Raw genomic sequence first — 21,772 nt, forward strand, 5'->3', positions numbered from 1 at the left:
CCGCCAATATTATTGCAGCGTTTCCTTCACTTCCCCGCAGGTAAGCATCTGGTCCCCGAAGTACGGGTTCTTGATGTCTTTCGCGGCACTCAGCCAGTAGGCGCCCTTATCATTCAGCGCCATGGGGCAAAAATCTACGTACAGCTCACCGCTGCTCAGGCCTGATTTTTTTACCAGCGCAATCAGTTCATTGCTCAGGGAAGAATAGGCCGCGCGCTGTGCGCTGATGTCTGCGGCAGCAATGATCTTTGCCGCGTCTGCCGCAATTTTTTCACCGCCTTCCACTGCTTTGGCGCCCGTTTCTATTGCGTTGCCCGCAATTTTGGCCTCCGCCGCATCCCCGCTTACCAGTGCGTTGGTGAGGTGGAGGTAATGCTGGTACACGGCATTCAGCTTGTCATCTTTCAGCTGTACGGCAGCAGTAGTGGCAGGTGCTTCTGCGGCGGCATGGTCATGCCCTTCGTGCCCTGTTTCTTTTGCAGGCTGCTGACTGTTGCCACAGGCTGCCAGCAGCAGGGCTGCGGCCAGGGGAATGCTGGTTGTTTTCAGGAACTGTTTCATGTGTTCTGTTGATTTTAAGTTTATAATGTAATTGATGGATCGTTTAATGCCGGTGCGCCACCGGGTCTGCGCCTTTTTTCAGCACATACTCGCTGTACAATAAATATGCCCCGGTGATCACCACTTTCTCCCCTTCCCGGATGCCTTCCAAGATTTCCACCGCGTCAAATGTTTCCATGCCCGTTTTGACCGGCCTTGGCGCATATTTGCCCCTGGCCGTTTCTATCCATACATGCGCGCCATGCCCGTCTCGTATTACCGCATCTGCGGGTACTTTCAGCACATCCCCCTTGCTGCCCGACGGCAATAATACAGCAGCCTGCATGCCCGGTCGCCAACGGTGGCCTGGGTTGGTCAATGTGCCGCGCAGTTGCACTACCTGGGCGCCACTTTGCAGCGCGGGGCTCAGGAACGCCACCTTCATGGCCTGCGGCTCCTGCTCCCAGCCGGCTACTACTACCTGCACCACCTGCCCTGTTTGAATGCCGCCCGCTTCAGCGGGGTATACATCCGCTTCCACCCATAGCCGGTCATATCCTTCCACGCGCATAATGCCGCCGCCTTCTGCAACATATTGTCCTTCTGCTGCCTGCAGCTCCGCCACAACGCCATTCACCGGCGCCGGGTAGGTGATGAAGGGGTCTGGCTGCTGCGCCTGTAACAACTGGTGCAGCCGGGCTTCCGGCTGGCCGTACAGCAGCAGTTTTTGCCGCGCGGCATTTTCTATCTGCTGAAAGCGTGCGTCCGCGGGAAACTGCCGGGCCTGCGCCACGGCCAGCAGGTATTCCTGCTGCAAGGTGGCCAGCTGCTCGGAATAGATCTTGTATAAAGGCTGCCCTTTTTTAACGGCAACGCCTGTTTCTTTTACGTACAAGGCTTCAATGCGCCCGGCTACGCGGCTGGAAATTACCGCGGTCTGTTCCGGGTCTGTTGCCAGCCTGCCGTTGAGCGGCCGGTAATTATGCAGCGTGCCGGCCGCCACGGTAGCGGTGCTGATGTTGGCCAGCGCTACCTGGTTATCGCCAAGCGTGAGTGAGGCGTCTTTATTGTTCTTGTCAAACGGCACCAGGTCCATGCCGCAGATGGGGCAGGTTCCCGGCTTTTCCTGCACGATCTGCGGGTGCATGGGGCAGGTATATGTTTGCGCGGCCACGGTTTTTTGCTGCGCGCCCTTTTCTTCACAGGCCGCCAGCAGCAGCGCGGGCGTAACAGCAGCAAAAGCAATGGTCTTTATAAATCTTTTTCTTTCCATGATGATCGGGTTTTGATAAAACTTTCACTGTCTACCAGGTAAGCCGCGTTAGCCGCCACCTCCCACGAGCCGATGCCGGTAAGCACTCTCGTCATATTATGCGTGGCCGGTTCAGCCTGCACTTCGTAGGGTGCGTAGGTGCCATTTTCTTTCCTGAACACTACTGCTTTGCTGCCCAGCCGCCACACTGCTTTTTCCGGCAGCCACCAACCGCCGGTGTATACCACGGGAATATAGGCCGTCAGCAACTGCCCGGGCCGCAGCCGGTTGTCTTTCGGGTAAACCCTTGCCAGCGAAAAATTCAGGCCGTTGCGGAAAACAGGCTCTATTAAGCCGATGTTGCCCGGCTGCAATGCATTTTTTTCCGCAACCGGGTGGTAGAGCAGCTTTTGCCCTTGCCGTACGGCCGCTGCCTGTGCGGGTGCCAAAGAAAATTCCGCTACCAGGTTGTTGGCCTTATAGATGGTGAACAAGGGCTGGCCTGCGCTTACATATTGCCCTTCCCGCAGCATCACCGGGGTAGTTGCCGGAGCGGCGGGAGGCGGCGGGGCGGCAGCGGCGGCCATGCCGCCCATTCCTCCGGATGAAGCATTGCTGTTGCCGGCCGCAGCAGGCGCTGTCAATTCACCGGCCGCTGCCTGTTCCAATATATATCCGTCAGCGTTGCTGTACACCGGTACACGGTACATGATGTCACCTGTCTGCAGCACCCGCTCCACCTGCGCCGGTTGCATACCCAGCAATTGCAAACGCTGCCTGGCGCCGGCCAGCAGGTTGGGGGTTTGCCGGGCAACCAGCAACAGTTCCCGCTGCGCCGCCGCCAGCTCCGGTGAATAGACCTCCATGATGAGCTGGCCTTTTTTCACCGGCTGGTAGTTGTAGCGGATCAGCAGCTTCTCTATGCGCCCGCCTACCCGGCTGGCAATGCCGGTTTGCTGACGCGTATCATAGGCCACTACCCCATTCACCACCGCGGTGTAAATGCGTGTGCCGCTTTCCGGTGTAATGGCGTTGATATTTGTCACCACCCGCATATTGACAGGCTGCGTCAGTGCCGTTACAGTGCTGTCTGTTAACGGGCCGTGCTGATGGGTTGTTGCCGCACTGTCTTTCGCCGGCCCCTGCTCCCGGCAGGCGCCCAATGCCGCTGCCAGCAGCAGGCATAGTGCGCTAACGGTATAATTCTTTCTCATAGCTCACGATCATTTCGTAACGTTTCAGTTTTTCGTCCAGTACGTTCAGTTCCATCATGGTCAGCGCTTCCCAGGCATCTATCACTTCCGGGAGGGACAGCCTGTTTTCCTGGTAGTTCAGGAAAGCAGCCTCCAGCGCCCGCCGCAGGGACGGTACTATCTTTTCTTCCATTGCGGCAATACGCCGTTGCATGGAGCGTATCTCGTACTGCATGCCGTATAACATGCCCTGCGTTTCCTGCAGCATGGCGGCACGCTCCCACCGCATTGCCTCCACATCCTGCTGCATGGCTTTGATACCGGAGCGGTACATCCGGGAAGACCAGGGAGCTATGGGAATGCTCACCATGCCCATGGCGCTGAACGCTTTTGGCATCATGTTGCCGAGCGGCTGCATGTGGTCGAAACGGACCTTGAAATCGGGCTTCTTTTCCTGCCGCATGCTTTCAATATTGAGTTGCATGGAGCGGATGCTCTCATCCATCTTAAACACGTCTTTCCGCGCCACGGCCAGTGCAGCCGTGTCAAATGCGGCCGCGGGCACAAACTCCGGCGGCGCTACGCTGTCTATTTCAAACGGCTCATTGCCCGGGCGATCCATCAGGCTGTTCAGCCAGGCGCGGGCTTTGGCAATAAGGCCTTCCTGCATGCGCACCATATTGGCATTCTCCTCAATTTTAGCATCGGCCTTGAATACATTGCCGAGCTGCGACTGGTTATAAGGATACCTGACCTCTTCTATTTTCTTCATGGTGCGCATAATTTTACTGTTCTCTTCCAGCACGGTTATGCGCTGTTTGGCTACCAGCCAGGTATAGTACAGCTGCCGCGCACGGGCTTTCAGGTCGTTGAGCGTTACGGCGCGCCCCGCAGCCTCAACGTTGCCCTGTGAAGCGATGTACCGCCTTTTGGCCTGCTGTTTGGCGGGGTTGGGAATATCCTGCTCCAGCTGCAGCATCAGGCTGCCTTTGTCCCGGTCATCCATCACGTTTTGACGGGGATAGGGCGTCATGAAAGTACCGGCGCCCACCATCGGGGCCATCCATGCCGTGGCCGCATCTGCGTTCAGGCGGTAACTTTCTGCCTTGAACCGGTAAGACTGCAGCAGCAGGTTGTTCTGGTCTATCCGCTGCAGGATGGTGTCTAGCGGCAGCACCGGCCCTTGCGCCCGCAAAAGCCCTGGCAGCAGCAACAGCAGCAGTGTTATATATTTAATGATGTGTGTCATGTATTTCCAGTTTTCCGTACTTGCGTAGCTCGTACTCTTTCGACATTAAAAAAATGAGCGGCGTTACCAGCAGAATGTGGGTAGAAGAAGTCAGCACGCCTCCTATCATAGGCAGCACAATGGGCTTCATCACGTCTGTGCCCACGCCGGTGGCCCAAAGCACCGGCACCAGGCCAAAGAGCGACACGCAAACGGTCATCAATTTGGGCCGCAGCCTTTTTGCCGCACCAACTATCACGTACTGCTGCAGGTCTGCGCGGGTAATGGTGGCCGCGGAATTGCCTTTCAGTTTCACCAGCTGCTGCATGGCATCATTGAGATAGATCACCATCACAATACCCGTTTCTACCGCTATGCCAAACAACGCAATGAAGCCCACCGCCACGGCCACGGAAAGATTAGCGCCCCAGAACCATAGCATATAGGCGCCGCCGATGAGGGCAAAAGGCACGGTAATGAGGCTCAGGAAGGCCTCCCGGATAGAGTGGAAGGCAAAATAGAGGGAAAAGAAAATGATCACCAGCACTACCGGCGCAATCCACATGAGCGTTTGCTGCCCGCGCACCAGGTTTTCATACTGCCCGCTCCACTCCAGGTAGTATCCGGCCGGCAATATGCCCTTGGCCTCATTCATCTTGTTCACTGCTTCTTTCACCGTGCTGCCCAGGTCCCGGCCGCGCACGTTGAACAGCACCGCGCCGCGGAGCATGGCGTTTTCCGAGGTGATCATGGGCGGGCCGTTCTCGAACTGTACATCAGCTACAGCGGAAAGCGGCACTTCTCCCATGGCGGGAGACATCAGGGGAATGCGGCGGATGCGCTCCACGCTGTTCCTGTATTCCTGCGCCAGCCTGACGCTGATAGAAAAACGCTGCCGGCCTTCTATGGTGTTGCCTATGGGAGCGCCACCCAGCGCGGTTTCTACGGCCAGGTTCACATCATCTACATTCAGGCCGTAACGCGCCAGGTCTGCGCGGCGCACGGCTACATTCAGGTACTTGCCGCCCGTAACCGGCTCCACATACAGGTCTGCAATGCCAGGCGTACCCTCCAGGGCCTGTTTCACTTTTTCAGATACCGCGGCAATGGTATCGAGGTGCTGACCGTATACTTTAATGCCCACGTCTGTACGGATGCCGGTAGCCAGCATGTTGATGCGGTTGATGATGGGCTGCGTCCATCCGTTCACCACGCCGGGTATTTGCAGTTTAGCATCCAGCTCGCTGATAATGTCTTTTTTGGTGAGGCCCTCGCGCCATTCGGATTTGGGCTTGAGCATGATGATGGTCTCGATCATACTGATGGGCGAATTATCCGTAGCCGTACTGGCCCTGCCGGCTTTGCCCAGTACCTTGTCTACTTCGGGCACGGAGCGGATGATCTTGTCCTGCACCTGCAAAATGCGCTTGGCTTCCGCGTTAGATACATCCGGCAGGGTTATGGGCATGAACAGGATGCTCTGCTCGTCCAGCGGCGGCATAAACTCGCTGCCCAGGCTTTTCAGCAGGGGAATGGTAGCCACCAGTGCCAGTACGTTGATAGCGATGGTGGTTTTCCGCCACTTGAGCACGGTTCTGATCACCGGCTCGTACACCTTTTCCACCAAGCGGTTCACAGGGTTGGCATGGTCCGGCCTGAACTTCCCTTTCATAAAAAAGGAGATCAGCACCGGCGCCAGGGTGATCACCAGCAGGGCGTCCACTATCATGATGAACGTTTTTGTATAGGCCAGGGGGTGGAACAGTTTGCCCTCCTGCCCGGTAAGCATGAACACCGGCAGAAACGAGGTGATGATGATCACCGTGGCAAAGAACACCCCGCGCGATACCTGTTTGCTGGACTGCTCTATCACCTTCAGCCGCTCTTCTTCACTGATCCACTGCGGTTGTTTTTTGAATATCTTGCTAAACCATTTCATTATTGCTCCGTTTTTTGTTGTTGCTGCCATTGTGCATAGCGCTCTGCCAGGTGTTTATATGCGTTTTCGCTCATAATGATGCCATTGTCTACGATCACGCCGATGGCCAGCGCAATGCCGGTAAGGGACATGATATTGGACGATATGCCGAACGCATTGAGCAGGATGAAGCTGGCGGCCAGGGTAATAGGTATCTGTATGATGATGCTGAGGGCGCTGCGCCAGTGGAACAGGAAGATGATCACTACCAGGGAGACCACTATCATTTCCTCTATCAGCGTGTTTTTGATGGAGCGAACAGATTCCTTGATCAGTTCCCCCCTGTCATACACAATATCGAATGTTACGCCTTCCGGCAAGCCTTTGGCCACTTCCTGCATGCGGGCTTTCACACGGTTTATGACCTCGTCCGCATTTTCACCATAGCGCATTACCACAATGCCGCCTACCCGCTCCCCTTCCCCATCCTGATCAAAAATGCCGAGGCGTGTTTCTCCCGTCATCTGCACCGTGGCTACGTCTGCCACGCGCACGGGAATGCTGTTCTGGTTGGCCACGGGGATGTTCTCTATTTCCGCCATGGATTGCAGGTAGCCGGAAGTTTTGATGATGTAGCCGATGTCGCTCAGTTCAAACTTGCGCCCGCCGGACTCGTTGTTGTTGCTGCGGATGGCGCTGATCACCTGCGCAACAGAAAGGCGGTAATACAGCAGCTTGTTGGGATCTACCGTTACCTGGTATTGTTTCTGGAAACCGCCGAAAGAGGCTATTTCACTAACGCCCGGCACGTTTTGAAGGGCAAATTTGATGTACCAGTCCTGCAGCGCCCGTTGTTCTCCCAGGTCCATCTGAGGCGCGTTCAGCGTATACCAGAGAATGTGGCCCACGCCGGTACCGTCTGGCCCCAGTTGCGGCGTCACGCCTTCAGGCAAGGTGCTGGATACAGTACTGAGCCGCTCCAGCACGCGCTCCCGCGCCCAGTAAACGTCTACGTCATCCTCAAAAATGACATAAATGAAGCTCATGCCGAACATGGAAGAGCCGCGCACGTACTTGATGCGGGGCAGCCCCTGCAGGTTGGTGACCAGCGGGTAGGTTACCTGGTCTTCTATGAGCTGCGGGCCGCGGCCCATCCACTCTGTGAATACGATCACCTGGTTTTCAGACAGGTCGGGAATGGCGTCTATAGGGTTCGTTTTGACCGAGTACAGGCCCCAGCCAAAAATGGCCAGGCCCATGACCAGTACTATGAACCGGTTGCGCAGCGACCATTCAATAATACGATGTACCATATCAGTTGTTGTAAGCGGCAGTCAGCTGCCTGCATGTAATTAGCGATGTAGTTGAGAAAGGCGTATCGAAAGATCGCCCCGGGGAAGAGGGGTTACGGGATCAAATGCGGAAACTGCAATGCAGCACGTTGGGGTGTACTTTAGGCGCCGGCGGCGGGGCATGAGCAGGCGGCGCGCCCGCCAGTATGCGGGCCGTATCAGGCTCCATCAGCGGCGGAAAGGTGACGGGCAGCGCCATGGCCACGGGCATAGCGTAACCGGCATATGCGGTGGGCTGCTGGTCTTTTTCCAGCTTCACGGTTTTGTGTTCGCTTTTGCAGCAATCCTGTTGGTTAATGGCCCCGCATTGGCCGCACTGGTCTGTTTTATCCGCTGCCAGTTGCACCGCTACCAGCCTGCCCTTGCAATAATGCAGGCGAAAGGTGGCGCCGGTAGAAGAGCCCATGTACAAGGTGAGTAAAACAAGTGCCAGGAACTTTTTCATTACAGGGGTAAAATTACCAGCCGGAACAGCATTTATTGTTACATAATTCCGGTATTCTTTTATATTTTATCATCAAAGGGGCAACAAAAAAGGCGGTCTGAAACCGCCTTCCATGTGTTAAGCTACCTGCTCTGCCTTATATCCGGCCTTTTCAATGGCCTCCCTGATCTTTTGCCCTTCTGTTCTTTCTGCTGATACGGTCAGTATCTTGTCTGCGCTCTGCAGGTCTACTTCCCATTTATCTTTTCCTGCTGCTTCGTTCAGTGCCGGTGTTACAGCGGCTATGCAGCCGGAACATTTGATATTCGTTTTGAATTGCATCGTATCCATGATCTGTTTATTTTTTGTTTGATAATGTAAAATTACTGTGTTGAAGCGGCGGCGGCGTTATACAATTCGCCCTTCTTTTTATATAATTATTAAAGGGCGGCGGCCTTTAACCGGAGGCTGTTGCTGACCACACTTACAGAACTGAGCGCCATGGCCGCTCCGGCGATCATGGGGTCCAGCAGAAAACCGTTGATGGGGTAAAGCACGCCCGCCGCTACCGGTATGCCGATCAGGTTATAGATAAACGCCCAGAAAAGGTTCTGTTTGATGGTACTCACCGTTTTGCGGGAGAGAAGCAGGGCCTTGGGTATGCTGTTAAGGTCTGAGGTAATGAGCGTTATTTTGGCCACATCCATAGCTATGTCTGAGCCTTTGCCCATGGCAATGCTGACATCTGCCTGCGCCAGCGCCTGGGAGTCATTGATACCGTCTCCCACCATGGCCACCACTTTACCTGCCTGCTGCAGTTCTTTTACAAATTCCGCTTTATAAGCAGGCAGCACTTCCGCCCGGTAGCTGGTGATACCCACTTTCCCCGCAACAGCGGCGGCCGTGTGCTGGTTGTCTCCCGTCAGCATATATACTTCAATGCCTCTTTTGCGCAGCGCGGCAATAGCTTCCGCAGAGCTGGCCTTGATCTTGTCTGCAATGGCTATGACGGCCAGCAGTTGGCTGCCTGCGGCAAAATAGATCACCGTTTTGGCTTCTTCCTGCAGGCTGCCCGCCTGCCAGGCCATTTGCGGAGAAATGGCAATGCGGTTTTCGTCCATCAGCTTTTTATTCCCCACGTAATAGTCCTGCCCTTCGTAGCGGCCTTTCACGCCCTGACCGGTAATGCTGTCAAAGCCGGCCAGCTTCACCGGCTTCACACCGGTTTCCTTCAGGTGGGTTACCACAGCTTCTGCCAGGGGGTGCTCAGACTGTTGTTCCAGTGCGTACAGCACCGCGGGCGGCAGTGCCGGGGCAGCGCCATCTGTCCAGGCCACATCTGTTACCACCGGTTTGCCTTCGGTAATAGTGCCGGTCTTGTCAAGGATGACGGCATTTACTTTATGCGCCTGCTCCAGGCTTTCCGCATCTTTGATCAGCATATTGTTCTCCGCGCCTTTGCCTACGCCTACCATAATGGCCGTAGGCGTGGCCAGCCCCAGTGCGCAGGGGCAGGCAATCACCAGCACTGTTACAGACGTGAGCAACGCGTGGGTGAAGGCATGTTCGTCGCCCAGCAACATCCACGCGGCAAAGGTGAGTATGGCTATGCCGATCACTACCGGCACAAAAATACCGGCTATCTTGTCTACCAGCTTCTGCACGGGGGCCTTGCTGCCCTGGGCTTCCTGTACCATTTTGATGATCTGCGCCAGCAAGGTGTCTGCCCCTACTTTTTCTGCCCGGAAGGTAAAGCTGCCCTTCTGGTTAATGGTGCCCGCAAATACGGCATCGCCGCTCTTTTTGGCTACAGGCACCGGCTCCCCGGTGATCATGCTTTCATCTACATAGGAGTTGCCCGAGGCCACCGCCCCATCTACCGGGATCTTTTCCCCCGGTTTCACCAGCAAATGGTCATTTACTTTTACCGCGGCCACCGGCACTTCCCTTGTATGGCCGTCTGCATCTACCAACAGCACCGTTTTGGGCTGCAGGCCCATTAGTTTCCTGATGGCGGAAGATGTGTTGGACTTGGCTTTTTCTTCCAGCAGCTTGCCAAGGGAAATAAAGGCGATCACTACCGCGGCGGCTTCAAAGTACACGTGCGCGTGCAGGCCGCGGGCATGCCAGAATTGGGGGTAAATGGTATTAAATGCGCTGAATATCCAGGCAATGCCTGTGCTGAGGGCCACCAGCGTGTCCATATTGGCCTTGCCATGGCGCGCCTGCTTAAAGGCATTCACAAAGAAGCTGCGGCCAAAGAAGAACACCACCGGCGTGGCCAGCACCATCATGATCCAGTTGGCGTAAGGCATGTTCATGAAGAACATCCCTATCACCACCACCGGCAGGGACAGCACGGAGGCCCAGATGGTACGCTGCTTCACCGCCTCGTAATGTTTGCGTTGCGCTTCTTCCTTTACTTCGTCCTGGTTCTCTTTGTCTATCACGAGGTCATAGCCAATAGAACGTACGGAGCCTTGCAGCATTTCCGGTGTAACAGCCTGCGCATCGTATTGCACCCAGGCGCTCTGGTTGGCGAAGTTAACGCCCGCGTCCTGCACGCCGGGCACGGACTTCAATATAGACTCCACACTCACGGCGCAGGCGGCGCAGGTCATTTCCAGTACGGGAAAGGTGTCTCGCGCCAGGCCTGTTTTTTTGTTCCCGGCAGCCGCGGAGGGCTGCACTGCTATAGCTGATGACATATGGTATGATTTTCAGCAAAGCTACGGACAGGCGGGAGGGCAGGTGTTATACTTTTAAGGGTGATTTGTATATAATTTGGAAGGAGGTTCAGGATTGATGGCGGGAGGCTTCCTTTGCACGGCGCATTTCCCTGAAATGCGAGGCGTTCAGCCCTGTAGTGGACCTGAATTGCCGGCTGAGATGCGCGGCGCTGCTGAAACCCAGCCTGAAGGCGATGGCTGACAGTGGTTCGCCGGTATATACCAATAGTTCCTTTACCTTTTCTACGCGGAACTCCATGATGTATTTTTCAAGCGTAATACCCTCTACTGCGGAAAATACCTGGCTGACGCTGCTGTAATCCCTGTTAAAGTGCTTCACCACCACGTCTGAAAAGCGAAAGCCTTGCGGAAAGTCGTATTCCCCGGAATACACCTGCTCTACCAGCATTTTCACTTCGCGCACCAGCTTTGTTCTTTTGTCTTCCACCAGGTCAAAGCCCAGCGGCGCCAGCTTTGCGCGGACGGCTTCCATATCCGGCGCGGTAAGGGCGGATACGGTGGTAACCTCTCCCAGCCGTACGTCCGTTACCGGTACATGCAATTCCTGCAGCGCTTCCCTGACGGCCGAAATGCACCGCCCGCACACCATTCCCTTGATCTGTATCTTGTATTCGCTTACCATAAGGCCCACCTGTTTGAAGGTACAAATATGCGGCAATAGCGGCGGTATGTTGTTACATAATTGACGGGATTTTATACATAATTATGCTTTCAGGCCCTGTAACCATATATCCAGTGCAGCTTTTTGATCTGCGCTTTTATAAAAAAGCCGATCAGCCTGTCCCGGAACCAGGTAGCCACCCGGCCGGGCTTTGACTTGGCATTCCCTACTTTTCTGGCGCTTTTGATGATCTTTTCCACCCTGGGCTGCCGCAGCCGCTGAAAAGCCGCAAAGGCGGCTTCCGGCGTGGTGGCGTTACCCAGGCATTTCGCCAGGCATTCTGTGTCTTCCAGGGCCAGGGAAGCGCCCTGCCCAATGTGCGGGGACGTGGCATGCGCCGCATCGCCCACCAGGCAAACACGGCGGGTATGCCATTGGGCCAGCTTGGGAATATCGTATACCGGGTAGGCGATCACCTGGTCCGTGGCCCTGATGATCCGCGAAAACAGCGGGTCATCCTGCTCATGGATGCGCAGCAGCTCGTTCTTTATTTCGCTTTTCAATACCGTTCTCACCTCTTCCCGGGAAGGTTCTTGAGCGCGGTAATAATTGTTGAACCACCATATCTCTCCTTTGCTGGACACGTTATACGCAAAAAAGCCCCGCTCCCCGAAGGTCATGCGGATAGCATCCAGCGGCGTGCTTAATTCCGGCAGGCGGGCATAACCGCCCGTAGAAATATTTTTATTGTACACCGGCCGCGCCGCACCGGGGAACATGCTGTTGCGCACGGCGGAAAAGGTACCGTCCGCCCCCATCAGGAGGTCTGCGCTGGCGCTGCTGCCGTCACTGAACCAGGCTGTTACCTCCTGCTCCGTTTCCACCACGCACACGCACTTTTTGCCAAAATATACCGGCACCTTTTTTTCCGATGCGGCAAGGCGGGCCGCTTCATTCAGCCGGTGCCGCTTGAGCTGTATGGTTTCGCAATGGTACAGCTCCCGCTGGTAATCCGTCATGAGCGCGGCAATTTCCCTGCCCTGCTGGTTGTAGAAACGCATGGAGCCGGTGGTACAATCCTGCCGGAGCAGCGTTTCCGGCACAAACCGCAGCAGCACGTTAAGCCCGTTGGGCGTAAGCCCCAGGAACGCGCCGTCTTCCAGGCCAGCATCTTCCCTCCCTTCAAAAATCTCCACGTGATAACCGGCGTTCTGCAATTGTATACCGAGTACCGGCCCGGCTACGCCCGCACCTATAATGATCACTTTTTGGCCCATGATAGTTGTTTGATCGGTAAAAGCATGGCCATCACCACGTTCAGTACGCAGTACAGCCCTGTTCTCAACAGGTTCAGATGGCGCCATACGGCTGCCTTGGCCTGCAGGGCGGCATCTACCCCGTCTGAAGGCGGCAGCGCCTGGAACCAGCCGATGGCGGGCGCAAAATAGAGCAGCGTCCACACCCGGAGCGCCATATGCCCCGCAAACAGGGCCAGCAGTGCGTACCTTCTGGACTTTATGCGCCAGTTGAACACTATGCAGGCTATGAACAGTACCTCGTGGAAGGAATGCATGCCGATCCAGAAGGCGCCGAGGTTGAGCGCGTAGGGGCCTTGCAGAAAATGCAGCGAGGCGGGGGGCGCCAGCGTCCACCGCGGTATCAGCACAAAGGTTTCCCATATACCGGCGCCGTTCATCACAAAATAGGCGCTTACTGCCAGAAATAGCCACAGGTTGGCGCGTTGATAGTTAATAGTATTCATGTTCAGGCAATTGATGTCTGTTTGTTAATTTTGCAGGGAAGATATTTATCTTATAAACTAAATATCTTAGTCACAAAGATATTATTTTAATTGACATGGCAAACATTTCAAAAGAAAAAATCCATGAGCTGAATGAATACGGTCGCCGTTTTTCTGACGCCACGGTGTTGCTGCATCTGCAGATAGCCCAGTACGCGGGGCTGGCGCCTGCTGACCATAAGTACCTCAGTATGCTCATGCAAAAAGGGGCCATGACAGCGGGGGAATTGGCGGTGGCTTCCGGCCTCACCACCGGCGCTGTAACGGGATTGATAGACCGCCTGGAAAAAAAAGGGCTGGTGGAAAGGAAAGCAGATGCCACTGACCGGCGAAAGGTGTTGATAGTGCCCAACCTGCAAAAAGCTGGCAAGCTGTTCGGCAATGTATTCGGCTCCCTGCAGGAGCGGCTTACGGCGCTTGTGCAGCAGTATTCCGACAAAGAGCTGAAAGTGGTGAAAAGTTATATTGGCGAGGCAGTGAAGATCATGGAAGAGCTGACGGAAGAATTGAAAAAGGGAAAGAAATAGCGCATTTTGGTTGTCCCCGCAGAAAATATTACAACTGCAGGAAAATACGCTGGAAAAACCTGTACTTTAGCCGGTAGCCTCATTTAAACCCAGGATACCGGCTATGAAGAAAATATCGTCCGTTTTATTGCTCCTGTTCTCTACCGCCGCCCAGGCCCAGGAATATACCCTGCAGGTAGAAAGCATGATGGCCAACAGCGCAAAGAAGACCTACGGCGAATGGAAACACAATCCCACACGCGCCGTTTCCACCTTACAGGGCTATCAGCCCGTTACCGTAAAAACAGACCGCTATGGGGGGCGCACAGACCGCAAGGCGAAGGCTACGGGATTTTTCCGCGCGGAAAAGATCGGCCCGCGCTGGTGGATCATAGATCCTGAAGGGAACCTGATGGTGAACCTGGGCGTTAACAGCGTGAGCACGGCCGTCTCAGACAGCAGCCGGCAATTGATGGAAAAGAGGTTCGGCACGAAACAGGAATGGGCCGCGCAAACCAAAGCCCTCATACAATCTCTCGGGTTCAATGCGCTGGGCGCATGGTCAGACACCGAGTCTTTCATCAATACGCCCTCCCAGCCTGCCCGGCCGCTCTCCTACACCATCATCAAAAATTTCATGAGCGAGTATGGAAAAAAAAGAGGCGGTACCTACCAGGCCCCGGGCCATACCGGTTATCCTGACAATACCATTTTTGTATTTGATCCGGCGTTCGTTTCTTTCTGTGATGAATATGCCCGGCAGCTGGCAAAGTATAAAGACGATAAAAACCTGTTCGGCTATTTCTCCGACAATGAAATGCCTTTCCAGCGGCTTTCTCTTGACCGTTACCTGGCCAAGAAAGATACCACGGACCCGGGGTGCATAGCCGCCAGAAAGTGGTTGCAAAACAAAGGGTACAACGCGGCCGCCCTCACAGACACCATCCGCCACGAGTTCCTGGGATATATGGCAGACACCTATTTTTCCATTGTGTCCAAAGCCATCAAAAAGTACGACCCCAACCACCTCTACCTGGGCAGCCGCTTCCACTCATATGAAAAGAAAGTACCGGAAGTGTTCCGCGCCGCGGGAAAATACATAGACGTGATCGCCATCAATTATTACCGCGAGTGGACGCCCCTGGCGGAAGACATTGCCAACTGGACGGCCTGGAGCGGCCGCCCCTTTATTATCACGGAGTGGTACGCCAAAGGGGAAGACTCCGGCATGCCCAACTATTCCGGCGCCGGCTGGATCGTACACACACAAAAAGACCGTGGCCTCTTTTATCAGAACTTTGCGCTGGCCCTACTCGAAAGCGGCAATTGCGTGGGTTTTCACTGGTTCAAGTACCAGGACAATGATCCCAGCAACCTGAAAACAGACCCCTCCAACCGCGATGCCAACAAAGGCATTGTACAACTTGACTATACCGTGTACAACGGCCTTACGGACAAGATGCGGGAGCTGAACACGCAGGTGTACGGTCTTATCGACTTTTTTGACCGGCGCAAATAACCATACTGTCAAAATACAAGGGGCAACTGAAATAGCGTTTTCAGTTGCCCCTTTAATATTTATCCGGTTGTTGTTTTACCGTTTTTCCGGCACCCACAGCACCGCGTCCGCTATCACTACGCCGTCTTCACCGGCACCGGCTGATATCTCAACCGCTGAGCCTTCACCTTTTTTCAGGTTGAAAGTGCCCAGCTTCACCCATTCGCCAGACGTCTGGCCTACTACCGTTATCTCATCCCGCTTTACCGGTACGGCATGTTCTTTTTTGCCGGCCAGTATTTTCACGTTCATAACAGCAGCGTTGGTCTTGAGGTGCGGGTAATACATGTAAATGCTGTAGCGGCCGGCCTTACGGATGTTGGGGCGGAAGGTGGCTTTTGCATTCGCCTCAGCCGTGAGCATGTCAGGGCCATAGCTGCCGCGGCCTTTCTGTGTTTTCCATGAGCCTTCCAACTGCGGGTTGTCTGTATTGTCTATCAGGATGTCCCCATTGCGGCCGTCTGCCAGGGGATTGGTGCGGAGGGTGCTGATGATCTTTGCGGCGTCTACTTCCTGCACGGAAACATTGCCGGCAATAGCTTCATGCGCGGCCACCGCGGAGGCCTGCGCCAGGGCCATGAACACCGGCTCCATACGGATGGAGCCATAGGCTATGTGGCTGGCAGACAAACACACCGGCACCAGCAGGTTTTTACACTCTTCCGCTTTGGGAATGAGGGCGCGGTAAGATACCGGGTACGGCGGGAAACCGCCTACTTCCACATTGCCTTCGTTCTTCACCATCTTCTTCCCGTTCTTTTCAACCACAATGCGCTGGGTATTGTGAGAGTCCATGGTGTAAGCGGCCATGCCCACGCCGTCCTGCACTACTTCCTTACCGGTGCAGTTGGCCTGCGTCATCACATAAGCGCCTACCATGCGGCGGGCTTCGCGGATGTACAACTGCGGGGACCAGTGGCCGTTTTCTACGTACTCATCTTTAGGGTAGCCCCATTGGCGCATTTCTTCCTGCGCCGGTTTGGGTGCGCGGGGGTCTGTGGCAAAGAAATAGAGCAGCCCTTTGGTATAGTCTTCATGCGCCTTGATGATCTCCGCGCGTTTAGCATAGTCTGCCTCCGGGTACTCGTAATTGGCGCCTATCATATCCGTGGAAAAACCGTTGCGGTTGTTGATATCTGTTTTATTATTGGGCATGCGGCTCCAGATAAAATAATCGTTCAGCTTCGTTCTTTGCGGCTGGGCCTTGATGAGGCGCGCCAGCAGGTCATAACGTGCCGGGTCATAGTTATCCGGGCGGGTAATGGGCACCCTGTTGGCGGGGTCATTGGTGAGGCAGATGCGGTAGTTGTAGGCCTGCACCAGTTTGTCGCCACTGCCCTTCGGCTGCAACGTTGCGGGGCTGATACCCCAAAGCAGGCCGCTGGAAGGGTCTCCCGGGGTTTTATACGGGTCCACGCCGTCAGGGATCTGGTGGCCGTCCAGCAACTGCACGCCGTTGTAGGTCTCATTGTACAGATCATTGGCTTCCCGGCCTACCATATAGCTTACGCCGGCTTTTGCCATCAGGTCCCCTTCATAGGTGCAGTCAATGAACATTTTGGCCGATACGTTCACGGTAGTGCCGTTGGCTTCCAGCCGGATAGACCTGATACGCCCGTTCTCCTTGTCTGCCGCTACAATACGGTGCTGATACAACACCTGCAGCTTTGCGCGCTGCACGTAATCTGTAAAAAGGCTTTCGGCTACGTGCGGCTCAAATATCCACTGCTCAAATTTGCCGTAGTGGCGGCCTACCTGGCGGTAAAACTCCAGGGAAAGACCACGGATGGCGTACTTGTTGCCGATGTCCGTATATCCCAGGCCGCCGGAAGTGAGGCCGCCCAGGCGCTTGCCCGGCTCTATCAGCAACACGGAATGGCCGGCTTTTTTTGCCGTATACGCAGCAATAACACCGGCAGAGCTGCCGCCGTAAATACAAATATCTACCTGGTGGTCCGCCCGCGCCGGCAGTTTTAGTAAGAGCACCAGAACGGCGCAGATCAGGAGTTTAAATTGCATGACTGATATCAATTGTTTTTAAAGATGGTTACGATGTTGCCAGCAGCCTGAGCAGGTAGGCCGGATAGCTGTTCTTGTTCACGCCCCCGTCTGCCGCCGTGATGCTGTCCCCAAAACATACAATGCCTTTCTGCGGCAGCCGGTTGTACATGATATGCTGGTACACTGCCAGCCCGATAAACCGGTAGCCCTCCGGCGTGGGATGCACGCCGTCTGTTTTGTTGCTGTTGGCCTCGTTCTGTATCAGTGATATTTTTTCCAGCCCTACCCTGCCCGCTTTGTCGAACAAGGCGCCCAGGTCAAGCAGCGATGTATTGTACTTTGCCGCCAGCTCTTTAATGCAGTTGTTGACGGCCGCTCTTCTGCCCGCAGGCCCTTCTTGCCCGTAATGATCCCGGTTATGGCGGGTAAACAGGTATTCTTCTATGTAGGGGCAAATGGTCATCAGCAACACCTCGCTCTTCACAGCCTTTATCTTTTCGATGAGGGAGGAAAGATTTTCGCGGTACTGCGGCAGCGGAACGTATTTCCGGCTGTTCATGTCATTGGTGCCTATCATCAGCACGGTCAGCGCGGGGGAATGCGCCAGGCAATCCTTGTCGATCCGTTTCAGCAGGTCAACCGTATTGTTGCCGCCTATGCCGGCGTTAATGACGGTATAGGCCTGCGTTCCGGCAGCGGCCGCAATATGGCCGGCCCCGCTGGCGGGCGTATTGATGGCGGCCCCCAGCGCGCCCAGTACTGTGGTAGATAAAAATGTTCTGCGTTGCACGTATTATATTTATCTGGTCTTACAAATCCACCTTCACAACAGGCGCCGCAAAGGTGTCTATGGCATTCGGTACCGGAAGATACAAAGTTTTAAATTCCATGGTACCTGTTTGTGGGGTACCGGTAATTACAGTTGTTTTTTCAGCAGAAGGGATGCGCAGGGTTTGCGGCTCCCCGGCCTGGTCTTTATAAGACAGCTCTACGCCGGGAGAACGGGGGTCCGCATCTTCCCATTCCAGCTTTGCATTGCCACCGGTGATCACGGCGCTTTTCAGCACCCGGTTGGCGAGGCCGCTTTCGTAGAAGCTGCCGTACACGTCCCCGTTCGTTTCTGCCTTGATAGAACGGTTACCTTCCGCATTGAAGGTGTATACTTCAAACACATAAGGGCCTTCACCGAGGTTGAGAATATGATGGATGGTATCCACCCCCTGCGTGCGGGTAACGTTAATGTCTGCCGAATCGGCCTTGCGGTTCCAGTAGATCCGGCATTTCACGATGCGGCTGTCTGTTGTCAGCAACCAGGTAAGCTCTACGCGCTCTTTACCCGGATTGGCTTTGAGGGAGTCTGCCTTGCCCGGGTAGGTGATCTCCCCGTTGGGCGCAAAGTCTTTGTAAGCCTCGTCTGCCTTATCGCAGGCAGCAAGGCCGAAGCCTGCCGCCAGTGTAAAGCATATATATTTGAAGATTTTCATGTGGTCATTTATTTGTGATCAATTACTGTATTTCCCCAAAGAAGGTCAGCTCGGCCATCCAGAAATAATCCGCATTACCGAAGGTCTGCAACATCTTGATGCGGATGTACCGCACGGGGGGCGCATCTGCTGGGATCATGAACTCGTGCCCCGCCTGTGCCCGGCTAATATCCTCGTCAGAGTTAATGCCAATAGGAAGGCCAGACACTTTAACCACTTCACAGTCCTGCAGCTTCGTCCAGCCGTTAAAGCTGCCGTCTGTTGCGGGGCTGTTGGAGCCCCATATTTCATAGAGCTGCGGGTCTCCGGCGCTATAGAGCAGTGTTTTTTCGTCAAAAGCACCGCGGGGTACCTGTATTATGCGGCTGATGCGGGCAGTCACCCCCAGGTCAAAAGTGATGTGATGCGGAACACCGGAGCCGTTTTGCGTGCGGAACCAGGTAGTAGAAGAGCTCTGACCGCCTGATACTACGTCATTCCAGAGATTCTGCAACTGCACCGAGCCCCATGCCTTGGCATCTGTTGGCAGGCTCATCCCCTTGAACAGCTTCTTGTCCAGCTTCTCTTCAAACAAGGGCGTTACCTGTTTCCAAACGGTATCCGAATGGTTCTGCCAGCGGTCACGTACGTAAAGGCCAAACCAGCGGGGCGTATCGTCAAAGCCGCGTACAAAGAAGGCGCCCGCCTTCTGGCTGGTGTAGTGCATATCCGCAGGTAACGGCTCGCCCTGCGGGTCCCGGGTGAGCACGCCTATCACAATATTGGCGGAATCTTCATTTACGAACGTGGCCCTTATGCCACCAAAATCAGGTTCAAAGGCAAGCGAGGCAAAAGCGGCCTGTACCGGCGGGGTAAGCGGCTTCACCTTTACGGTTACCGGTGTTGAGGCAGCTTCGGTTTTGCTTACGCTGTACAACTGCACTTCTCTTTCTTCCGTATTGCCAAAACCCTCCAGCGTCATGCTGTTGTTATAAAAGGAGGAGATCACCTCCATCGTTTTGCCGGGCCGGGTCTCGTACACAGCTTTAATGTACAGCAGGTCAGGGTCTGAAGGAATGCTGTAGCGAAGTGTTGCCCTGCCGGGCAGGTTCTCTACCGTTACGTTCGATACCTGGCCGGGCGCGTTGCCGCCTTTGGTAAGCGGTCCCAGTTTTTCTTCCTTGCAGCCCAGGGCTACCAGGAGAAACGTGCATATGATCAGTGAATATTTTTGCATGATAGTGATGTTAGTTTGATCAGATAAGGGATACTTACCAGCCGGGGCTTTGCACCAGCTCTTTGTTCTCGATCAGGTCTTCCTCCCTCACCGGCCACAGGTAATCTTTTTTCCGGAATACCTGGTTGTAGAGATACCTTACCTGGTAGTAATCCTGCGCTGTTTTACCTGCGTAGTTCCAGCCGGTGATCGGTTCGCTCATGACCCTTTCCGCTTCTTTCCAGCGGCGCAGGTCCCAGAAACGCGGGCCTTCAAATGCCAGCTCTATCAGGCGTTCCCGGTGAATGATCTTCCGGAGGCCTTCTTTGGTATTGGGCGTGCCGGGGGAGGTGGAAAATTGCGTCCACGCTTCCTGCACACCGGCAAGGCCAGCTCTCTTGCGCACCAGGTCTATCCACTTATATGCTTCCGCACCGGGCCCTTCCACTTCGTTGATCGCTTCGGAGTACATCAGGTACAGGTCTGCCAGGCGCATCAGCGGCCAGGGATATTGCTGCACCGTAATTTCCGTAGTGGAAGAAACAGTTTGAGGGTTCACCAGCTTCTTGGCCCAATAACCCGTAATAGAATAGGCCCAAGCGTGGTTATTGGCAATTTGCCCCAGCTTGGCCTCTACGTATACGTTGTCCGCATCGTTAAACCGGCCCTGACCAAACCAGCGGCCGCCGTCAAAACCAAGACTGGCGTAATAACGTACCTCCCGGTCAAAGTTGAGGTTGGCGGTTACATAATTGGGCTTGAGGCGCAACGCGTCTGCAGAGGTAGCCGTTTTGGTGGCATAACGGGCGTTGTAGTTCCAGGTTTTGTCTTCCGTAATAGGTACCCCGTTTTTGGTATAGAACTGCTCTACTACCTTCATGGGCACGCCAAATGAAGATAGCGTTACATTCTGCTTGTCGCTGGAATACAGGCGCGGCAGATTTTCCAGTTGCAGGGTGGAAGCGCGGGCGGCGGTGCTCGTCCAGATCGCTTCCTTGTTCCACTTCTCGCACAGCGCATTCCGCACGCTCATTTCCGTGATGGTGGCCGGAGAGCCGGGGAAAGGTAAAAAGGCCGCATTGTAATAGTACAGTTCATGACCTGCGCGGTCGCATTCTTCAATGGCTTCCCGGCAGGCATTGACCGCCGCCGTCCATTTGGCGGGGTCATAAGTGGTATTGAACAGCTTCACCCCCGTTTTCCCGGTGTAGGAAGCATAGTCTGTGTTGCCGTTAAAGAGAGGACTGGCGGCCGTTACCAGCAACTGCGCCTTGATAGACAGCGCTACGGATTTTGTTACGCGGCCCAGTTCTGTGGCTTCTGTAGTGATGCGATCCGGCAGGTCTGCAGCAGCAGAATCAAGCAGGGAAGCAATATAGGCCACACAAGTATCTACCGGCTCCTGTTTCACTTTCACTTCTTCCGTAGTGCTGGTAATGGGCAGGTTTTTCCTGATCAGCGGAATAGGGCCGTACATGCGGAAAAGGTAAAAATGATAATAGGCTTTCAGGAATTTCACTTCCGCCGCCCATCTTACTTTTTCATACTCGTCCATGTCCGGCACGCTGTGAATGTTGTCCAGGAAGGTATTGCAGTCACGGATGGCCACAAACATTCCCCTGCCGCCATTGGTACCGCCCCAATAGTTGGAGTAAGGGTCTACAATATTCTGAAAGCCTTTGGCTATCTGCCAGGCGGGCTTGTTCAGGTTCACGTTAAATTCATTGGCCCACAGCTCGTCACCTCCCAGGAAGGTGGGATAGTTATAGGCATCTGTAAAGCGCGGCTGGTAGCTGTAAATAGTAAACAGGTATTGCTCCGCCGTATTGCGCATCCTGAACACATTGTCTATTGTAGCAATGTTGTCAGGCACTATATCGAGGTAATGGCAGGAAAACAGGAAGGAACCCGATAATGCCGCCAGCCATATTTTCAAGTATTTCATAACAGTCTCTTTTAAAATATTTTA

At 54.7% G+C, this 21,772-nt stretch carries 19 protein-coding genes; 2 read left to right on the top strand and 17 right to left on the bottom strand.

Going from position 1 to position 21,772, the window contains the following annotated elements; all coding sequences use genetic code 11:
• Window positions 1-9: 9 nt before the first annotated feature.
• From D3A97_RS18590 to D3A97_RS18645, 12 genes are all read right to left on the bottom strand, one after another.
• A complete protein-coding gene (locus D3A97_RS18590) occupies window positions 10-561 on the bottom strand; it encodes a DUF3347 domain-containing protein (protein ID WP_119080015.1) in 552 nt (183 codons plus the stop codon).
• Window positions 562-604: 43 nt separating this feature from the next.
• Window positions 605-1,813: an efflux RND transporter periplasmic adaptor subunit gene (locus D3A97_RS18595; RefSeq protein WP_119080016.1), complete on the bottom strand. Its 1,209-nt coding sequence runs from the start codon at window positions 1,811-1,813 to the stop codon at window positions 605-607.
• Window positions 1,792-3,006 (bottom strand): efflux RND transporter periplasmic adaptor subunit, encoded by a 1,215-nt coding sequence (locus D3A97_RS18600; RefSeq protein ID WP_119080017.1) that lies wholly within the window; start codon window positions 3,004-3,006, stop codon window positions 1,792-1,794. The genes D3A97_RS18595 and D3A97_RS18600 overlap by 22 nt, the downstream gene beginning before the upstream one ends.
• Window positions 2,984-4,234, bottom strand: coding sequence for a TolC family protein (locus D3A97_RS18605; protein ID WP_119080018.1), 1,251 nt, complete (start codon window positions 4,232-4,234; stop codon window positions 2,984-2,986). The genes D3A97_RS18600 and D3A97_RS18605 overlap by 23 nt, the downstream gene beginning before the upstream one ends.
• Entirely contained in the window at window positions 4,218-6,152 is a 1,935-nt protein-coding gene (locus tag D3A97_RS18610; RefSeq protein ID WP_119080019.1) for an efflux RND transporter permease subunit, read from the bottom strand. The genes D3A97_RS18605 and D3A97_RS18610 overlap by 17 nt, the downstream gene beginning before the upstream one ends.
• The gene (locus tag D3A97_RS18615; RefSeq protein ID WP_119080020.1) at window positions 6,152-7,444 is read right to left on the bottom strand and encodes an efflux RND transporter permease subunit; all 1,293 of its coding nucleotides are present in this window, start codon (window positions 7,442-7,444) and stop codon (window positions 6,152-6,154) included. Before D3A97_RS18615 ends, D3A97_RS18610 begins: the two co-directional genes overlap by 1 nt.
• 100 nt (window positions 7,445-7,544) lie before the next feature.
• Window positions 7,545-7,928 (bottom strand): HYC_CC_PP family protein, encoded by a 384-nt coding sequence (locus tag D3A97_RS18620; RefSeq protein ID WP_119080021.1) that lies wholly within the window; start codon window positions 7,926-7,928, stop codon window positions 7,545-7,547.
• A gap of 117 nt (window positions 7,929-8,045) precedes the next feature.
• A complete protein-coding gene (locus tag D3A97_RS18625; RefSeq protein WP_119080022.1) occupies window positions 8,046-8,258 on the bottom strand; it encodes a heavy-metal-associated domain-containing protein in 213 nt (70 codons plus the stop codon).
• A gap of 89 nt (window positions 8,259-8,347) precedes the next feature.
• A complete protein-coding gene (locus D3A97_RS18630; protein ID WP_119080023.1) occupies window positions 8,348-10,615 on the bottom strand; it encodes a heavy metal translocating P-type ATPase in 2,268 nt (755 codons plus the stop codon).
• An 88-nt stretch (window positions 10,616-10,703) separates the two neighbouring features.
• Window positions 10,704-11,279 carry an AraC family transcriptional regulator gene (locus D3A97_RS18635; RefSeq protein WP_157986622.1) on the bottom strand — a complete coding sequence of 192 codons (576 nt, stop codon included), beginning with the start codon at window positions 11,277-11,279 and terminating at the stop codon, window positions 10,704-10,706.
• Between the two features lie 89 nt (window positions 11,280-11,368).
• Window positions 11,369-12,535: an FAD-dependent oxidoreductase gene (locus D3A97_RS18640; RefSeq protein WP_119080025.1), complete on the bottom strand. Its 1,167-nt coding sequence runs from the start codon at window positions 12,533-12,535 to the stop codon at window positions 11,369-11,371.
• Window positions 12,520-13,020 carry a transposase gene (locus tag D3A97_RS18645; RefSeq protein WP_119080026.1) on the bottom strand — a complete coding sequence of 167 codons (501 nt, stop codon included), beginning with the start codon at window positions 13,018-13,020 and terminating at the stop codon, window positions 12,520-12,522. Before D3A97_RS18645 ends, D3A97_RS18640 begins: the two co-directional genes overlap by 16 nt.
• A gap of 95 nt (window positions 13,021-13,115) precedes the next feature.
• On the opposite strand from D3A97_RS18645, the gene D3A97_RS18650 reads away from it, so the two are divergent.
• Together D3A97_RS18650 and D3A97_RS18655 are read left to right on the top strand one after the other, a co-directional pair.
• Window positions 13,116-13,586, top strand: a complete 471-nt coding sequence (locus tag D3A97_RS18650; RefSeq protein ID WP_198674063.1) for a MarR family winged helix-turn-helix transcriptional regulator — start codon at window positions 13,116-13,118, stop codon at window positions 13,584-13,586.
• 103 nt (window positions 13,587-13,689) lie between these two features.
• Window positions 13,690-15,084: an agarase gene (locus D3A97_RS18655; protein WP_157986623.1), complete on the top strand. Its 1,395-nt coding sequence runs from the start codon at window positions 13,690-13,692 to the stop codon at window positions 15,082-15,084.
• 75 nt (window positions 15,085-15,159) lie between these two features.
• On the opposite strand, the gene D3A97_RS18660 is transcribed toward D3A97_RS18655, so the two are convergent.
• From D3A97_RS18660 to D3A97_RS18680, 5 genes are read right to left on the bottom strand one after another with little or no spacing between them, the layout of a single operon-like run.
• Window positions 15,160-17,142, bottom strand: coding sequence for an FAD-dependent oxidoreductase (locus D3A97_RS18660; protein WP_119080028.1), 1,983 nt, complete (start codon window positions 17,140-17,142; stop codon window positions 15,160-15,162).
• Between the two features lie 28 nt (window positions 17,143-17,170).
• Window positions 17,171-17,914, bottom strand: a complete 744-nt coding sequence (locus tag D3A97_RS18665) for an SGNH/GDSL hydrolase family protein (RefSeq protein WP_119080029.1) — start codon at window positions 17,912-17,914, stop codon at window positions 17,171-17,173.
• Window positions 17,915-17,933: 19 nt separating this feature from the next.
• The gene (locus D3A97_RS18670) at window positions 17,934-18,608 is read right to left on the bottom strand and encodes a DUF4998 domain-containing protein (RefSeq protein ID WP_119080030.1); all 675 of its coding nucleotides are present in this window, start codon (window positions 18,606-18,608) and stop codon (window positions 17,934-17,936) included.
• A gap of 22 nt (window positions 18,609-18,630) precedes the next feature.
• Window positions 18,631-19,824, bottom strand: coding sequence for a DUF5000 domain-containing lipoprotein (locus tag D3A97_RS18675; protein WP_119080031.1), 1,194 nt, complete (start codon window positions 19,822-19,824; stop codon window positions 18,631-18,633).
• A gap of 34 nt (window positions 19,825-19,858) precedes the next feature.
• Complete coding sequence (locus D3A97_RS18680; RefSeq protein ID WP_119080032.1) at window positions 19,859-21,748, bottom strand: RagB/SusD family nutrient uptake outer membrane protein; 1,890 nt, start codon at window positions 21,746-21,748, stop codon at window positions 19,859-19,861.
• Window positions 21,749-21,772 lie beyond the last annotated feature (24 nt).

This window comes from Chitinophaga alhagiae (assembly GCF_003568665.1).
In the GTDB taxonomy this organism is placed as follows: Bacteria; Bacteroidota; Bacteroidia; order Chitinophagales; family Chitinophagaceae; genus Chitinophaga; species Chitinophaga alhagiae.

What these genes read in the sequence shown, in the direction of transcription:
- D3A97_RS18605 (WP_119080018.1), bottom strand. Translation starts at nt 4,234, where the DNA reads ATGACACACATCATTAAATATATAACACTGCTGCTGTTGCTGCTGCCA.
- D3A97_RS18650 (WP_198674063.1), top strand. Translation starts at nt 13,116, where the DNA reads ATGGCAAACATTTCAAAAGAAAAAATCCATGAGCTGAATGAATACGGT.
- D3A97_RS18615 (WP_119080020.1), bottom strand. Translation starts at nt 7,444, where the DNA reads ATGGTACATCGTATTATTGAATGGTCGCTGCGCAACCGGTTCATAGTA.
- D3A97_RS18595 (WP_119080016.1), bottom strand. Translation starts at nt 1,813, where the DNA reads ATGGAAAGAAAAAGATTTATAAAGACCATTGCTTTTGCTGCTGTTACG.
- D3A97_RS18600 (WP_119080017.1), bottom strand. Translation starts at nt 3,006, where the DNA reads ATGAGAAAGAATTATACCGTTAGCGCACTATGCCTGCTGCTGGCAGCG.
- D3A97_RS18660 (WP_119080028.1), bottom strand. Translation starts at nt 17,142, where the DNA reads ATGCAATTTAAACTCCTGATCTGCGCCGTTCTGGTGCTCTTACTAAAA.
- D3A97_RS18590 (WP_119080015.1), bottom strand. Translation starts at nt 561, where the DNA reads ATGAAACAGTTCCTGAAAACAACCAGCATTCCCCTGGCCGCAGCCCTG.
- D3A97_RS18645 (WP_119080026.1), bottom strand. Translation starts at nt 13,020, where the DNA reads ATGAATACTATTAACTATCAACGCGCCAACCTGTGGCTATTTCTGGCA.
- D3A97_RS18675 (WP_119080031.1), bottom strand. Translation starts at nt 19,824, where the DNA reads ATGCAAAAATATTCACTGATCATATGCACGTTTCTCCTGGTAGCCCTG.
- D3A97_RS18610 (WP_119080019.1), bottom strand. Translation starts at nt 6,152, where the DNA reads ATGAAATGGTTTAGCAAGATATTCAAAAAACAACCGCAGTGGATCAGT.
- D3A97_RS18625 (WP_119080022.1), bottom strand. Translation starts at nt 8,258, where the DNA reads ATGGATACGATGCAATTCAAAACGAATATCAAATGTTCCGGCTGCATA.
- D3A97_RS18670 (WP_119080030.1), bottom strand. Translation starts at nt 18,608, where the DNA reads ATGAAAATCTTCAAATATATATGCTTTACACTGGCGGCAGGCTTCGGC.
- D3A97_RS18635 (WP_157986622.1), bottom strand. Translation starts at nt 11,279, where the DNA reads ATGGTAAGCGAATACAAGATACAGATCAAGGGAATGGTGTGCGGGCGG.
- D3A97_RS18640 (WP_119080025.1), bottom strand. Translation starts at nt 12,535, where the DNA reads ATGGGCCAAAAAGTGATCATTATAGGTGCGGGCGTAGCCGGGCCGGTA.
- D3A97_RS18630 (WP_119080023.1), bottom strand. Translation starts at nt 10,615, where the DNA reads ATGTCATCAGCTATAGCAGTGCAGCCCTCCGCGGCTGCCGGGAACAAA.
- D3A97_RS18680 (WP_119080032.1), bottom strand. Translation starts at nt 21,748, where the DNA reads ATGAAATACTTGAAAATATGGCTGGCGGCATTATCGGGTTCCTTCCTG.
- D3A97_RS18620 (WP_119080021.1), bottom strand. Translation starts at nt 7,928, where the DNA reads ATGAAAAAGTTCCTGGCACTTGTTTTACTCACCTTGTACATGGGCTCT.
- D3A97_RS18655 (WP_157986623.1), top strand. Translation starts at nt 13,690, where the DNA reads ATGAAGAAAATATCGTCCGTTTTATTGCTCCTGTTCTCTACCGCCGCC.